Below are 14,919 nucleotides of genomic sequence, written 5' to 3' on the forward strand. Positions count from 1 at the left end.
CATACAACCGGGCAGTGATGTGATTGTCTGCGCTGAAATGGACGAACATTGGGGCTACGTCGGTGCTAAATCACGTCAGCGCTGGCTGTTTTACGCGTATGACAGGATACGGAGGACGGTTGTGGCGCACGTCTTCGGGGAACGCACTCTGGCCACACTGGAGCGTCTTCTGAGCCTGCTGTCGGCCTTTGAGGTCGTGGTATGGATGACGGATGGCTGGCCGCTGTATGAATCACGCCTGAAGGGAAAGCTGCACGTTATCAGCAAGCGTTACACTCAGCGCATTGAGCGACATAATCTGAATCTGAGACAACATCTGGCAAGGCTGGTACGGAAGTCACTGTCGTTCTCAAAATCGGTGGAGCTGCATGACAAGGTCATCGGGCATTATCTGAACATAAAACACTATCAGTAAGTTGGAGTCATTACCCGATAACACCATTAGCGAAATGCTGAAAGAAGGTGCACAAGTGGATCTGACCGCGAACCAGTTAACGCTGGCGACCGCGAAACAGACATTAACTTATAAGCTGGCGGATTTAATGAATTAATAGCTGCCACAGCTCCCGGCGGCAAGTGACTGTTCGCTACAGCGTTTGCCGTTGGGTAATGCACACATCCCAATCGCCGTACCATCCAGTTGACGGGCAACAGAAAGCGAACCGCCGATCATTGCACAATTTGCTTCTCCACTACTGGACATCGACGCTTTTAAACTTGGCGCTACGTGCGCCGCAGTCGCCTGCTGAACAGGCTCACTACTACACGCCGACAACAATAAAGCGGCACACCTACCCAAAACGCTGCTCGCATCTCTTCTTCCTCTGATCTTCAAGCCAAACGACACCGCCATAAATAATAGGCAGCACAGAGGGCGGCGTCGAGAGCTGTCCTGCGCGTTGCCCCGCATTTTTACTTTTTTATGGCTATTTTTTTGCCCTCTGTTTGATCAAAACATTCATTACTCTGATGTGGGGGACACAAAAGCGAAAATGCAGAAGAAAGCCATTTGCTAAAATTGAAGGATTACTACTGGGCGCGCAGCAATTTCGTGCGCCCCTCATTTGCGCAATGTAAGGGTGTCATATGATTACTATTGACGGTAATGGCGCGGTTGCTTCGGTGACGTTTCGCATCAGTGAAGTTATCGCCATCTACCCTATTACCCCCAGTTCCACGATGGCAGAACAGGCTGATGCCTGGGCCGGAAACGGCTTGAAGAACGTTTGGGGAGACACACCACGCGTGGTTGAAATGCAGTCGGAAGCGGGTGCTATCGCTACCGTGCATGGCGCTTTGCAGACGGGTGCCCTTTCAACATCGTTTACGTCATCGCAGGGTTTGCTGCTGATGATCCCGACGCTGTACAAACTGGCAGGCGAACTGACGCCATTTGTCCTGCATGTAGCGGCACGTACCGTTGCCACACATGCACTTTCTATTTTTGGCGATCATTCCGACGTTATGGCGGTGCGCCAGACGGGTTGCGCGATGTTGTGTGCGGCTAACGTCCAGGAAGCGCAAGACTTTGCTCTCATTTCGCACATCGCAACGCTGAAGAGCCGCGTGCCATTTATTCATTTCTTTGATGGTTTTCGCACGTCCCACGAAATCAATAAAATTGTCCCGCTGGCCGATGACACTATTCTTGATCTCATGCCGCAGGCCGAAATTGATGCTCATCGCGCCCGGGCGCTCAACCCGGAACATCCGGTGATCCGCGGTACGTCCGCCAATCCTGACACTTATTTCCAGTCTCGCGAAGCCACCAATCCCTGGTACAACGCGGTCTATGACCATGTTGAACAGGCGATGAATGATTTCGCTGCCGCGACAGGTCGTCAGTATCAGCCGTTTGAGTATTACGGGCATCCGCAAGCGGAACGGGTGATTATCCTGATGGGCTCTGCCATTGGCACCTGTGAAGAAGTGGTTGATGAATTGCTAACCCGTGGCGAAAAAGTTGGCGTGCTGAAAGTTCGTCTGTACCGTCCCTTCTCCGCCAAACACTTGCTGCAAGCTCTGCCGGGATCCGTACGCAGCGTGGCGGTACTGGACAGAACCAAAGAACCCGGTGCCCAGGCAGAACCGCTCTATCTGGATGTGATGACCGCACTGGCAGAAGCCTTTAATAATGGTGAGCGCGAAACCCTGCCCCGTGTCATTGGTGGGCGCTATGGTCTTTCATCCAAAGAATTTGGCCCGGACTGTGTACTGGCGGTATTTGCCGAGCTCAACGCGGCTAAACCTAAAGCACGCTTTACGGTTGGTATTTACGATGATGTGACCAATCTGTCACTGCCGTTGCCGGAAAACACTCTGCCAAACTCGGCGAAACTTGAAGCCTTGTTTTATGGCCTTGGTAGTGATGGCAGCGTTTCCGCAACCAAAAACAATATCAAGATTATCGGTAATTCCACGCCGTGGTACGCACAGGGCTATTTTGTTTACGACTCCAAAAAAGCGGGCGGCCTGACGGTTTCTCACCTTCGCGTGAGCGAACAGCCGATTCGTTCCGCTTATCTCATTTCCCAGGCTGATTTTGTTGGCTGCCACCAGTTGCAGTTTATCGATAAATATCAGATGGCTGAGCGTTTAAAACCTAGCGGCATTTTCCTGCTTAATACGCCGTACAGCGCAGATGAAGTGTGGTCGCGCTTGCCGCAGGAAGTTCAGGCCGTGTTAAACCAGAAAAAAGCGCGCTTCTATGTGATTAACGCGGCGAAAATCGCCCGCGAATGTGGCCTGGCGGCCCGTATTAATACCGTCATGCAGATGGCTTTTTTCCATCTGACGCAAATTCTGCCTGGCGATAGCGCCCTCGCAGAATTGCAGGGTGCGATTGCCAAAAGTTACAGTAGCAAAGGTCAGGATCTGGTGGAGCGCAACTGGCAGGCTCTGGCGCTGGCGCGTGAATCCGTAGAAGAAGTTCCGTTGCAACCGGTAAATCCGCACAGCGCCAATCGACCGCCAGTGGTTTCCGATGCCGCCCCTGATTTCGTGAAAACCGTAACCGCGGCGATGCTCGCCGGGCTTGGTGATGCCCTCCCCGTTTCGGCGCTGCCGCCAGACGGCACCTGGCCGATGGGCACCACTCGCTGGGAAAAACGCAATATCGCCGAAGAGATCCCCATCTGGAAAGAGGAACTCTGTACCCAATGTAACCACTGCGTCGCCGCTTGCCCACACTCAGCTATTCGCGCAAAAGTGGTACCGCCTGAAGCGATGGAAAACGCCCCTGCCAGCCTGCATTCGCTAGATGTGAAATCGCGTGATATGCGCGGGCAGAAATATGTCTTGCAGGTGGCACCGGAAGATTGCACCGGTTGTAACCTGTGCGTCGAAGTTTGCCCGGCGAAAGACCGTCAGAATCCAGAGATTAAAGCCATCAATATGATGTCTCGCCAGGAACATGTCGAAGAAGAGAAAATCAATTACGATTTCTTCCTCAACCTGCCAGAAATCGACCGTAGCAAACTGGAACGTATTGATATTCGTACATCGCAGCTGATTACACCGCTGTTTGAATATTCAGGTGCTTGCCCCGGTTGTGGCGAGACGCCGTATATTAAATTGCTGACTCAGCTCTATGGTGACCGGATGTTGATCGCTAACGCCACCGGCTGTTCTTCAATTTATGGCGGTAACCTGCCCTCTACACCGTATACCACCGATGCCAACGGTCGTGGGCCGGCATGGGCGAACTCTCTATTTGAAGATAATGCCGAATTTGGCCTTGGTTTCCGCCTGACGGTCGATCAACACCGTGTCCGCGTGCTGCGTCTGCTGGATCAATTTGCCGATAAAATCCCGGCGGAATTACTGACGGCGTTGAAATCAGACGCTACGCCAGAGGTTCGTCGAGAACAGGTCGCAGCTTTACGCCAGCAACTCAACGATGTTGCCGAAGCACATGAACTTCTGCGTGACGCAGATGCACTGGTGGAAAAATCAATCTGGCTGATTGGTGGCGACGGCTGGGCTTACGATATCGGCTTTGGCGGTCTGGATCATGTATTGAGTTTGACGGAAAACGTCAACATTCTGGTGCTGGATACGCAATGCTATTCCAACACCGGTGGTCAGGCGTCGAAAGCGACACCGCTGGGTGCAGTAACTAAGTTCGGCGAGCACGGCAAACGTAAAGCGCGTAAAGATCTTGGCGTCAGTATGATGATGTACGGTCATGTTTATGTGGCGCAGATTTCTCTCGGCGCGCAGCTGAACCAGACGGTGAAAGCGATTCAGGAAGCGGAAGCGTATCCGGGACCATCGCTGATCATTGCTTATAGCCCGTGTGAAGAGCATGGTTACGATCTGGCTCTCAGCCACGACCAGATGCGCCAACTCACTGCTACCGGCTTCTGGCCGCTATATCGCTTTGATCCGCGTCGTGCCGATGAAGGCAAACTGCCGCTGGCGCTGGATTCACGCCCGCCGTCAGAAGCACTGGAAGAAACGTTACTTCACGAGCAGCGTTTCCGTCGTCTGAATTCGCAGCAGCCAGAAGTGGCAGAACAGTTATGGAAAGATGCTGCAGCTAATTTGCAAAAACGCTATGACTTCCTAGCACAAATGGCCGGAAAAGCGGAAAAAAGCAACACCGATTAAATGCTCTGGATAAGGATTATCCAATTCTAAAAAAAAAGCCCGGACGACTGTTCGGGCTTGTCTTTTTATATGTTGGAAAATCAGTGGCAATGCAATGGCCCAACAGAAAATAAAATCTGTGACAATAAAGGCATATAACCCGCGCAGAATAACGTATAGGAAATTAAAAGTATAATTTTTATTTTGTATGTATTATCTTCGATACATTCACCAGACTTATTATCATTTCAGAGGAATTATTTGATTAAGGTTTTACTTAAGGCGTAACAAATGATATTTATCGGCTAACTGAACTTCTCCTTTAGGATGTTTTCACTCCCCGAAATGGGGATAAAAGGCAAATAAAATAACTAAAGGATTTATTCAATGAAAAGAAAAGTACTGGCACTTTTAATTCCTGCCCTGCTCGCCGCAGGTGCTGCACATGCAGCCGAAGTTTATAATAAAGACGGCAACAAATTAGATCTGTATGGCAAAGTTGATGGCCTGCATTATTTTTCTGATAATTCAGCGAAAGATGGCGACCAGAGCTATGCGCGTCTGGGTTTTAAAGGCGAAACCCAAATTAACGATCAACTTACTGGCTACGGTCAATGGGAATACAATATTCAGGCAAACAACACTGAATCTTCAAAAAACCAGTCATGGACCCGTCTGGCATTTGCCGGACTGAAATTTGCAGATTACGGTTCTTTCGATTACGGACGTAATTATGGCGTAATGTACGACATCGAAGGCTGGACCGATATGCTGCCTGAATTTGGCGGTGACTCTTATACCAATGCAGACAACTTTATGACTGGTCGAGCCAATGGCGTCGCGACTTATCGTAATACTGATTTCTTCGGTCTGGTAAATGGTCTGAACTTCGCGGTGCAGTATCAAGGTAACAACGAAGGAGCCAGTAATGGTCAGGAAGGCACCAATAACGAACGCGATGTTCGTCATGAAAACGGTGACGGCTGGGGTCTTTCCACAACATATGATTTAGGCATGGGCTTTAGCGCTGGTGCGGCATACACCTCTTCTGACCGCACCAATGACCAGGTTAACCATACTGCGGCGGGTGGTGATAAAGCAGACGCGTGGACTGCTGGGCTAAAATACGATGCTAACAATATTTACCTAGCAACCATGTATTCAGAAACGCGTAATATGACCCCGTTTGGCGACAGCGATTATGCAGTTGCGAACAAAACCCAGAACTTTGAAGTTACTAGTACCAGTTTGATTTTTGTCTGCGTCCGGCAGTCTCTTTCCTGATGTCTAAAGGCCGTGACCTTCACGCTGCTGGTGGTGCAGACAACCCGGCAGGTGTTGATGATAAAGATCTGGTTAAATACGCCGATGTTGGCGCGACTTACTATTTCAATAAAAACATGTCCACCTATGTTGACTATAAAATCAACCTGTTGGATGAAGATGACAGTTTCTACGCTGCCAACGGCATCTCTACCGATGATATTGTCGCTTTAGGTCTGGTTTATCAGTTCTAAATCCTCCTGCCCGCTGTTATGGCGGGCTTTTTCTGCTTATTCTTCCTCCTTTGATCTAAATTAAAAATGTGAACTCCGTCATTACACAAAAAGTGTCATCTGGCGTTACACTTTATGCGGATACTAAAACAGGAGGTTTTATGAACAGAACGATTCTTGTCCCTATCGATATTTCAGATTCAGAATTAACTCAACGCGTGATTAGCCACGTTGAGGCAGAGGCAAAGATTGATGATGCAGAGGTTCATTTCCTGACGGTAATACCTTCACTGCCCTACTATGCCTCTCTGGGTTTAGCGTATTCCGCAGAATTACCGGCAATGGATGACCTGAAAGCGGAAGCCAAATCGCAACTGGAAGAGATCATTAAAAAATTTAAACTGCCAACCGACAGAGTGCATGTCCATGTTGAGGAAGGCTCGCCCAAAGACCGCATTCTGGAATTGGCGAAGAAGATCCCCGCTCATATGATCATCATTGCTTCCCATCGACCGGATATCACCACTTATCTGCTCGGTTCCAACGCCGCAGCTGTAGTGCGTCACGCAGAGTGCTCCGTGCTGGTTGTGCGCTGACACTAACGCCCGCACATTGCTGCGGGCTTTTTGATTCATTTCGCAAATGTGCTGACATTTTCCCCTCTAATCCGTACCATACACGCCACAGTTTTTATATCAGATTTCTTATGCTGAGCGTTCCGGCATGACGCATACTCTTCTGATGCCATATAACGAATTGAGTCGCTTTTAAATGTCGCAAAATCAAGAAATTAGTAAGAAAGAACAATACAACCTGAACAAATTACAAAAACGTCTGCGTCGTAACGTGGGCGAAGCCATTGCTGACTTCAATATGATTGAAGAAGGCGATCGCATCATGGTTTGCCTCTCCGGGGGTAAAGACAGCTATACCATGCTGGAGATTCTGCGCAATTTGCAGCAAAGCGCGCCAATCAATTTTTCGCTGGTGGCTGTTAACCTCGATCAAAAGCAACCGGGCTTCCCGGAACACGTTCTGCCCGAGTATCTTGAAAAGCTGGGCGTTGAGTACAAGATTGTTGAAGAGAACACTTACGGTATCGTGAAAGAGAAGATTCCAGAGGGCAAAACCACTTGCTCACTGTGTTCTCGGCTACGTCGCGGTATCCTTTATCGCACCGCAACGGAACTGGGGACGACGAAGATCGCGTTGGGTCACCATCGTGACGATATCCTGCAAACGTTGTTCTTAAATATGTTCTACGGCGGCAAGATGAAAGGTATGCCTCCGAAACTGATGAGCGATGATGGCAAACATATCGTTATTCGTCCACTGGCCTACTGCCGCGAGAAAGATATTCAGCGATTTGCCGATGCAAAAGCGTTCCCGATTATTCCGTGCAACCTGTGCGGTTCACAGCCTAACCTGCAACGTCAGGTGATTGCTGACATGTTGCGTGACTGGGATAAACGTTATCCAGGGCGTATCGAGACGATGTTCAGCGCGATGCAGAATGTGGTGCCGTCGCATCTGTGCGATACCAACCTGTTCGATTTCAAAGGCATTACCCACGGTTCTGAAGTGGTTAACGGGGGTGATCTGGCGTTTGATCGCGAAGAGATCCCACTACAACCGGCGGGCTGGCAGCCAGAAGAAGATGAAAATCAGTTGGATGAGTTACGGCTGAATGTGGTTGAAGTGAAATAACCAGGATAGCGCCCGATGCGCAAGCGTATCGGGCTACTCTTATGGAGGCCGGATAAGACGCGGCCAGCGTCGCATCTGGCAATCCCGAATAAGATGTTTACTCTTGCACCCGGCAATTCAACATTTCATTATTTTAATAACCGCACCCGGCACGTTTTTCCTTTAATCTTCCCGCCCTGTAACTGTTTCCATGCTTTATGAGCAACAGCCTGACGGACCGCGACATAGACATGCGCCGGATGCACGGCGATTTTGCCAATATCTGCGCCATCAAGCCCGATATCTCCTGTCAGTGCACCTAATACATCACCCGGGCGCATTTTGGCTTTTTTCCCGCCATCGATACACAACGTTGCCATTTCTGCTTCCAGCGTCACAATGGAACTATTAGCTGGCGGCGTTTGCCAGTTAAGTTTTATCTGCAACATGTCAGAAATGATATTGGCCCGCTGTGCTTCTTCCGGAGCACAGAAACTGATCGCCAGACCGCTATTTCCTGCACGAGCTGTACGACCGATGCGATGTACATGAACTTCAGGGTCCCACGCCAGCTCAAAGTTCACCACCAGCTCAAGCGATTTAATATCCAGACCACGCGCAGCAACATCAGTCGCAACCAGTACACGGGCGCTACCGTTAGCAAAACGTACCAGGGTCTGATCGCGTTGCTCCAGATCGCCGTGTAACGACAATGCACTTTGCTCTACTTCATTCAGCGCGTCGCAGACAGCCTGGCAATCTTTTTTGGTATTGCAAAACACCACACAAGAGGATGGCTGATGCAAGCTTAATAACCGTTGCAACAGAGGAATTTTGCCTTTACTGGATGTCTCATAAAATTGTTGTTCAATGGGTGGCAAAGCATCTGTTGAGTCAATTTCAATCGCCAAAGGATCGCGTTGCACTCGTCCGCTGATTGCGGCGATGGCTTCCGGCCAGGTTGCCGAAAACAGAAGCGTCTGTCGAGATGCAGGCGCAAAACGGATGACATCATCAATGGCATCGCTAAATCCCATATCCAGCATGCGGTCGGCCTCATCCATCACCAAAGTATTCAGCGCATCCAGTGATACCGTGCCTTTTTGCAAGTGATCCAGCAAACGACCCGGCGTTGCCACGATAATATGCGGCGCATGTTGCAGCGAATCACGCTGCATACCGAACGGTTGACCACCGCACAACGTCAAAATTTTGGTATTTGGCAGAAAACGCGCCAGCCGACGCAATTCACCTGCCACCTGATCCGCCAGTTCACGCGTAGGACACAGCACTAAAGCCTGGGTTTGAAATAGCGACGCATCAATTTGCTGTAACAAGCCGAGGCCAAAAGCCGCCGTTTTGCCGCTGCCGGTTTTCGCCTGCACGCGAACATCTTTTCCGGCAAGGATCGCCGGAAGCGCGGCGGCCTGCACCGGCGTCATGGTTAAATAACCCAACTCATTAAGGTTCGTGAGTTGGGCGGGAGGCAAAACATTCAGGGTAGAAAAAGCGGTCACAATCTATTCTCGTGGTCATCGACGCAAAGTTAGCAGGCGCGTATCCTCGCAGATCTACGCTCACGATGCGACAATTTAATCGGTTCTTCATCGGGTGGTGGGTCAGGCATGGGTTGCGGGCGAGGGATCGGATCGGGCACTGGAACAGGATCGCCAGGAATCGGTTCAGGGACAGGAATTTGCAAATAAATAAGTGTCGTCATATTTCCCTCCGGTCATTGGGTGGACTCTTAAAGGGTAGACGCTGATAAATAACAGGCAAAAAAAAGCCGACTCATCAAAGTCGGCGTCGTACGAATCAATTGTGCTATGCAGTAATTCAAAAAAGGAAGTAAGACAATATGGAGCGCAACGCCCATCGCTTGACGTTGCATTCACCTGCAAGGGAGATATTGCCCTGAATGGGTAGAGAGTTTATTGACTTCGCTCAAACTTTGCGGCGTTTTTGTATACAGACAGCCGGAAAAATTGCTTTTGTTACAACCATTTACTACGGTGCAACCATAAAGCAACACCACCAATAAGAACAACTAACAGAATACAAAAAATTGAAAATCCGAATTGCCACCCGCCGCCAGGGATCCCACCAAGGTTGACGCCAAATAACCCGGTCAGAAAGGTACTGGGTAAAAAGACCATTGCCATCAACGACATTGTATAGGTACGACGAGCTAAATTTTCCTGCATCACCTGAGCGATTTCATCCGCCATCACGCCAGTCCGTGCTATACAGGCGTCGATTTCGTCAAGGCCGCGCCCAAGGCGATCGGCAATATCCTGCATCCGACGGCGTTGGTCATCGCTCATCCACGGCAAACGTTCACTGGCAAGACGAGCATAAACATCACGTTGCGGTGCCATATAGCGACGCATCACAATTAATTGTTTGCGCAGCAGAGCCAGGAATCCACGCGGTGGAATTTGCTGATCAAGGAGATTATCTTCAAGGTCGATAATTTTATCGTGCAGCTGCTCGATAAATTCACTGGAATGATCGGTCAACGCATCGCACACATCCACCAGCCATCCCCCGCAATCGGTCGGACCCGTGCCCTCTTCCAGATCGCTCACCACATCGTCCAGCGCCAGCACTTTGCGTTGTCGGGTCGAAACAATTAACCGCCCGTCCATATATACACGCATGGCGACCAGTTGATCGGGGCGTTCATCGGTGCTGCCGTTTATACAGCGCAATGTAATCAGCGTGCCTTCACCGAAACGGCTGACTCGGGGCCGTGTGCTCTCGCCCGCCAGCGCATCACGTACGTTATTGGGAAGCAGCGGTGTTGTCGCCAGCCATTGGGCGCTATCATGGTGTACATAATTAAGGTGGAGCCAGCAGGGATGCGCTTCATCAATCACATCTGTATTTTCCAGCGGTTTAACGCCGCCTCTACCATCCAGCATCCAGGCAAATACTGCATCCGGGACATTAACGTCCGATCCCTTAATCGCTTCCACTGTGCCTCCATCATCAACGCATTATTTTGTAGTCTAGCCTTCTGGCCCTGTTACGCAACATCTCATCACCCCATTACCCTGAAATGATTAATAAAATTCTGTCTAAATTGAATACAAAAAGCAAAATGCTTTTCCGTATACAAACCGTGTGAAGTGTTAAATAGCGTCTATCATTATCAGAATTATCTGATCATATGACGTGGCTTTTTTGCGATCGGATAGCAACAAAAATTGATAAAAATAACGGGATCTCAATGATTACGCACAACTTCAATACCCTGGACTTACTCACCAGTCCTGTCTGGATTGTTTCGCCCTTTGAGGAACAGTTAATTTATGCCAATAGCGCGGCGCGACTGTTGATGCAAGACCTCACGTTTAGTCAGCTACGAACCTGACCCTATTCCGTCTCCTCACAAAAAGAACTGCCGAAATACCTCTCCGATCTGCAAAACCAACACGATATTATCGAAATCCTCACTGTTCAGCGTAAAGAAGAGGAAACAGCATTAAGCTGTCGGCTTGTTTTGCGAGAGCTGACAGAAACAGAACCGGTGATTATTTTCGAAGGTATCGAAGCGCCGGCAACGCTGGGTTTAAAAGCCAGTCGCTCGGCAAATTATCAGCGCAAAAAACAAGGTTTTTATGCGCGCTTTTTTCTGACTAACTCTGCACCAATGTTGTTGATTGACCCGTCACGAGATGGACAAATCGTCGATGCTAACCTCGCCGCGCTCAATTTCTATGGTTATAACCATGAAACGATGTGCCAGAAACATACCTAGGAAATAAATATGCTTGGGCGTCGCGTCATGCCTATCATGCATGAAATTTCGCATTTACCCGGCGGTCATAACCCTTTGAATTTTGTTCATAAACTGGCGGATGGATCTACTCGTCATGTGCAGACCTATGCCGGACCGATTGAAATTTATGGCGACAAGCTCATGTTATGTATTGTGCATGATATTACTGAGCAAAAACGGCTGGAGGAGCAGCTGGAACATGCTGCTCACCATGACGCGATGACCGGATTACTGAATCGGCGACAGTTTTATCACATTACGGAACCAGGCCAAATGCAGCATCTCGCCATCGCTCAGGATTACAGCTTGTTGCTCATCGACACCGATCGTTTTAAACACATTAACGATCTCTATGGGCATTCTAAAGGTGATGAGGTGTTATGCGCCCTCGCCCGCCCCCTCGAAAGTTGCGCTCGCAAAGGCGATTTGGTGTTTCGTTGGGGAGGCGAAGAGTTTGTCTTATTGCTACCAAGAACCCCACTGGATACCGCGCTTTCGCTGGCTGAAACTATCCGCGTAAGCGTGGCAAAAGTGAGTATTTCGGGCTTACCACGCTTTACCGTCAGCATTGGTGTGGCGCATCACGAAGGAAATGAAAGCATCGATGAACTGTTTAAACGCGTTGATGATGCTTTGTATCGGGCGAAAAATGATGGACGCAACCGCGTGCTGGCGGCATAAGCCGCGGATGCGTCTCGAGATCAACGACTGCGCTTAGCGTGGCGCTCCCAGTTTTCTTGCTTCGCCTGCGCCGTTTTACGTAGTGCGACGTAACACGCCCCGCTGCCGCCATGATGCGGTAGCGCGGTGCAATATGCCTGAACATCATCAAATTCGGTCAGCCAGCGCGCCACATAGCTGCGGACAATATTGGCATGTGATTTATCTTCCCGCCCTTTACCATGAATAATCAGCACATTACGCAAACCATCCGCCAGGGCTTGTTGAATGAAACTGAACACCATTTTGCGGCACTCTTCCACCGGCTGGCGCAAAAGATTCAGGCTCGCCTGTTGCGGATATTTACCACTGCGCAGCTTATCCAGCACCCCATGCTACAACCCTTCCTGCCGAAACTCCAGCGGCTGACTTAGCGGGATGATGTCGAGAAATCCGGTAGTGAGGAAATTATCAAGCTGCAGCGTGTCGATACGCTGCGGCGCACGTTGGTTACGCGTTGGATGCCAGTGGACATCTGTAGCACGTTTCAGCGGCTGGACATCTTCCATGGCGTCAAGAAACAGCGATTTGTCGTCAAGGTTCATGTAACCTCCTATGCACCTTCACACGTCGTGATTCAGACGGGTTAATTGTTCATACTTACTGCATCGTTCCCTTCACAGATTGAAACAATACTCTACTTCATACCTGTGAGTATCTGCGCAGGCGGGGCATTTTATACTAGCCTGTTAGCAGTATCGAACAGTTTAGCCCGAGTTTAATTCAGCACAGGCTCCGATCAGGATGATTTATTCATAGCAGGAACCAACAAAAATGCGATAAATAACAGACCACTGATTAGCAGAAAGGTACCGAAAATGCCATAGTTTGCGCCTCCCTCAGCATCAATTGACTCAATAATTTGGTTGAAGCCAGTATTTCCGATGTCTGGTCACTTCTACTGCGATTAAAAAATAAAGCACTTCTGGAAATGAAGTCATTCACCGTATGGGGAACAGAAACCATTTTTTCACCCATTCTCGAAAAATGAAAATTAGTTCGATTATTGAGAATAGAGCCACACAGGGCAATACCAATCGCGCCCCCAAGATTACGTGTTAAATTAAATACACCAGAGGCTAACTTCAGCCGTTCTTTTGGAATTCCCCCCAGCGTTAATGTTACGATGGGGGCCATCGCAAACTGCTGCGAAATCCCTCTAATTGCCTGTGGAAACAGTAATTCCTGCCATCCCCATTCGTGGGTTATAGGGGTAAAAAGATACATTGAAAACACAAATCCGCCCAGCCCCGCCATCAACAGCCATCGCAGATTTATTTTTTTACTTAACCAGAAGTAAAAGGGAACAGAAAATAACTGGAAAATACCTGTTGTGCAAACGGCAAAACCTATCTCTTCGGCATTTAATCCGCGAATCTGCCCCAAAAACACAGGTATTAAATATACAGTAGAGAATATCCCAACCCCTCCAGAAAAAGAAAAAAAACATCCCAGAGTGAAATTTTTATCCTTAAAAGCATGAAGATCCATTATCGGATTGGATATTGTAAGTGTACGCGCAGCAAATAAAATAAAACTCACCAATGCCAGAACTGATGTCAGCAAAATAGTATTATCATCCAGCCATCCCCAGCGCGCTCCTTCTTCAAGGGTATATTCCAGACATCCCAGAGTCATGGCCAACAGGATAATACTCGGATAATCAGCAACTTTCAGTAAAGAGAGATCAGGTTTATCAAAATTAACCAGAAAAGGAATACTCAAAACTAAATATATGCCAGGTAATATATTGATATAAAATAGCCATCGCCAGTCGAGGTTATCAGTGAGCCAGCCCCCCAGAGTTGGCCCTAGCGTCGGTGACAGTGAGGCCAGCGCACTGACTACCGCAGCAGCCAACCCCAACTCTTTACCCTGGTAATAAATAAACGCCATCGTGAAAACTAAAGGGATCATGGATGCGCCAGCAGCTCCCTGTAAAGCACGAAACAAAATCATGATCTGAATATTCCATGCAAGTCCACACGCGATACTCATTAAAGTAAATATTCCCGCGGATAGAGTAAAAAGCCAACGAGTGGAAAATACCCGTGACAGCCACCCAGAGAGCGGAATAACAATAATCTCAGCAATTAAATAGCTGGTCTGAAGCCAGGCCATTTCGTCTTTACCTGCGGACAGACCACCACCTATTTCATTTAGGGATGACGATACAATTTGAATATCAAGCTGAGCAATAAATAATCCCATACACATACTGGCGAAAGCAATATGTTTACGCATAGACATCATCTCTCATCAACACTGACGGTGACGGACAGTCCCGGGCGAAGAAGTTGCTTTAATTCCTTTGCGTCGTCAAATGCAATCCGTACCGGGACACGCTGAACAATTTTGGTGAAATTGCCAGTGGCATTTTCTATCGGAATCAAGCTGAAACTGGCTCCTGTCGCTGGGGAAAGGCTTTCAATGTGACCGTGAAACACTTCCCCTTTGAGAATATCAGCACGGATCTCAGCCTTCATTCCTGGCTTCATTCCCGCTATTTGGTTTTCTTTATAATTTGCATCAACCCACAACTCACTGACTGGTACTAGTGAAACTAACGATGTGCCGCCTTCCACCCAACTGCCTGTATGGGCGCTGCGGTTTGCGACAATGCCATCAATCGGCGCACGAACC

The 14,919-nt window shown here is 48.9% G+C and carries 8 protein-coding genes, 4 pseudogenes and 5 other annotated features (2 of these 17 running past the window's edge); of the genes and pseudogenes, 7 read left to right on the plus strand and 5 right to left on the minus strand.

Annotated elements, in window-relative coordinates; translation table 11 throughout:
- Positions 1 to 430 (plus strand) — a mobile genetic element; it begins 338 nt to the left of the window's first position.
- A complete protein-coding gene (gene insB / locus SF1819) occupies positions 20 to 415 on the plus strand; it encodes an insertion element IS1 protein InsB (protein ID NP_707678.1) in 396 nt (131 codons plus the stop codon). It overlaps the preceding feature by 396 nt.
- Positions 431 to 551: a sequence feature (Similar to Escherichia coli K12 heat shock protein hslJ gi: 1787644 (141 aa). BLAST with identity of 99% in 40 aa. This CDS has been truncated. The sequence has been checked and is believed to be correct.), on the plus strand.
- A pseudogene (gene hslJ, locus SF1820) lies at positions 431 to 551 on the plus strand. Its footprint overlaps the feature before it by 121 nt.
- Here hslJ and SF1821 read toward each other — a convergent pair.
- On the minus strand, positions 548 to 910 hold the full coding sequence (locus SF1821; protein NP_707679.1) for a hypothetical protein: 363 nt from the start codon (positions 908 to 910) through the stop codon (positions 548 to 550). The pseudogene hslJ and the gene SF1821 sit on opposite strands and share 4 nt — an antisense overlap.
- A gap of 176 nt (positions 911 to 1,086) precedes the next feature.
- Between SF1821 and ydbK the strand changes: the two genes are divergently transcribed.
- The 4 genes and pseudogenes from ydbK (at position 1,087) to ydaO (ending at position 7,793) form a co-directional block, all read left to right on the plus strand.
- On the plus strand, positions 1,087 to 4,611 hold the full coding sequence (gene ydbK / locus SF1822; protein NP_707680.1) for an oxidoreductase, Fe-S subunit: 3,525 nt from the start codon (positions 1,087 to 1,089) through the stop codon (positions 4,609 to 4,611).
- 366 nt (positions 4,612 to 4,977) lie between these two features.
- Positions 4,978 to 6,087: pseudogene (locus SF1823) on the plus strand.
- Between the two features lie 88 nt (positions 6,088 to 6,175).
- A complete protein-coding gene (gene ynaF, locus SF1824; protein NP_707682.2) occupies positions 6,176 to 6,682 on the plus strand; it encodes a universal stress protein F in 507 nt (168 codons plus the stop codon).
- A 175-nt stretch (positions 6,683 to 6,857) separates the two neighbouring features.
- Entirely contained in the window at positions 6,858 to 7,793 is a 936-nt protein-coding gene (ydaO, locus tag SF1825) for a tRNA 2-thiocytidine biosynthesis protein TtcA (protein ID NP_707683.1), read from the plus strand.
- A 128-nt stretch (positions 7,794 to 7,921) separates the two neighbouring features.
- Here ydaO and dbpA read toward each other — a convergent pair whose 3' ends face one another.
- Positions 7,922 to 9,289, minus strand: coding sequence for an ATP-dependent RNA helicase DbpA (gene dbpA, locus SF1826; RefSeq protein ID NP_707684.2), 1,368 nt, complete (start codon positions 9,287 to 9,289; stop codon positions 7,922 to 7,924).
- A gap of 477 nt (positions 9,290 to 9,766) precedes the next feature.
- Positions 9,767 to 10,750: a zinc transporter gene (zntB, locus tag SF1827; RefSeq protein NP_707685.1), complete on the minus strand. Its 984-nt coding sequence runs from the start codon at positions 10,748 to 10,750 to the stop codon at positions 9,767 to 9,769.
- Between the two features lie 194 nt (positions 10,751 to 10,944).
- Positions 10,945 to 12,237: a sequence feature (Similar to Escherichia coli K12 conserved hypothetical protein gi: 1787603 (431 aa). BLAST with identity of 98% in 431 aa. This CDS ontains frameshift. The sequence has been checked and is believed to be correct.), on the plus strand.
- On the opposite strand from zntB, the pseudogene SF1828 reads away from it, so the two are divergent.
- Positions 10,945 to 12,237, plus strand: a pseudogene (locus SF1828). (Overlaps the previous feature by 1,293 nt.)
- Before the next feature lie 20 nt (positions 12,238 to 12,257).
- Positions 12,258 to 12,821 (minus strand) — a sequence feature (Similar to Escherichia coli K12 conserved hypothetical protein gi: 1787602 (188 aa). BLAST with identity of 98% in 187 aa. This CDS ontains frameshift. The sequence has been checked and is believed to be correct.).
- Here SF1828 and ydaL read toward each other — a convergent pair.
- Together ydaL and SF1830 are read right to left on the minus strand one after the other, a co-directional pair.
- Positions 12,258 to 12,821, minus strand: a pseudogene (gene ydaL, locus SF1829). (Overlaps the previous feature by 564 nt.)
- 253 nt (positions 12,822 to 13,074) lie before the next feature.
- Entirely contained in the window at positions 13,075 to 14,529 is a 1,455-nt protein-coding gene (locus tag SF1830) for a multidrug resistant protein-like protein (RefSeq protein NP_707686.1), read from the minus strand.
- Positions 14,526 to 14,919: a sequence feature (Similar to Mesorhizobium loti probable secretion protein ref: NP_103897.1 (367 aa). BLAST with identity of 46% in 906 aa. This CDS has been disrupted by insertion. The sequence has been checked and is believed to be correct.), on the minus strand; it runs 2,326 nt beyond the window's last position. It overlaps the preceding gene by 4 nt.

This window comes from Shigella flexneri 2a str. 301, from assembly GCF_000006925.2.
Classification (GTDB): Bacteria; Pseudomonadota; Gammaproteobacteria; order Enterobacterales; family Enterobacteriaceae; genus ECMA0423.

Bases quoted from the DNA above. Each gene is read 5' to 3' on its own strand.
- SF1821 (NP_707679.1), bottom strand. From the start codon at position 910: ATGCGGGGCAACGCGCAGGACAGCTCTCGACGCCGCCCTCTGTGCTGC.
- ydbK (NP_707680.1), top strand. From the start codon at position 1,087: ATGATTACTATTGACGGTAATGGCGCGGTTGCTTCGGTGACGTTTCGC.
- ydaO (NP_707683.1), top strand. From the start codon at position 6,858: ATGTCGCAAAATCAAGAAATTAGTAAGAAAGAACAATACAACCTGAAC.
- SF1830 (NP_707686.1), bottom strand. From the start codon at position 14,529: ATGATGTCTATGCGTAAACATATTGCTTTCGCCAGTATGTGTATGGGA.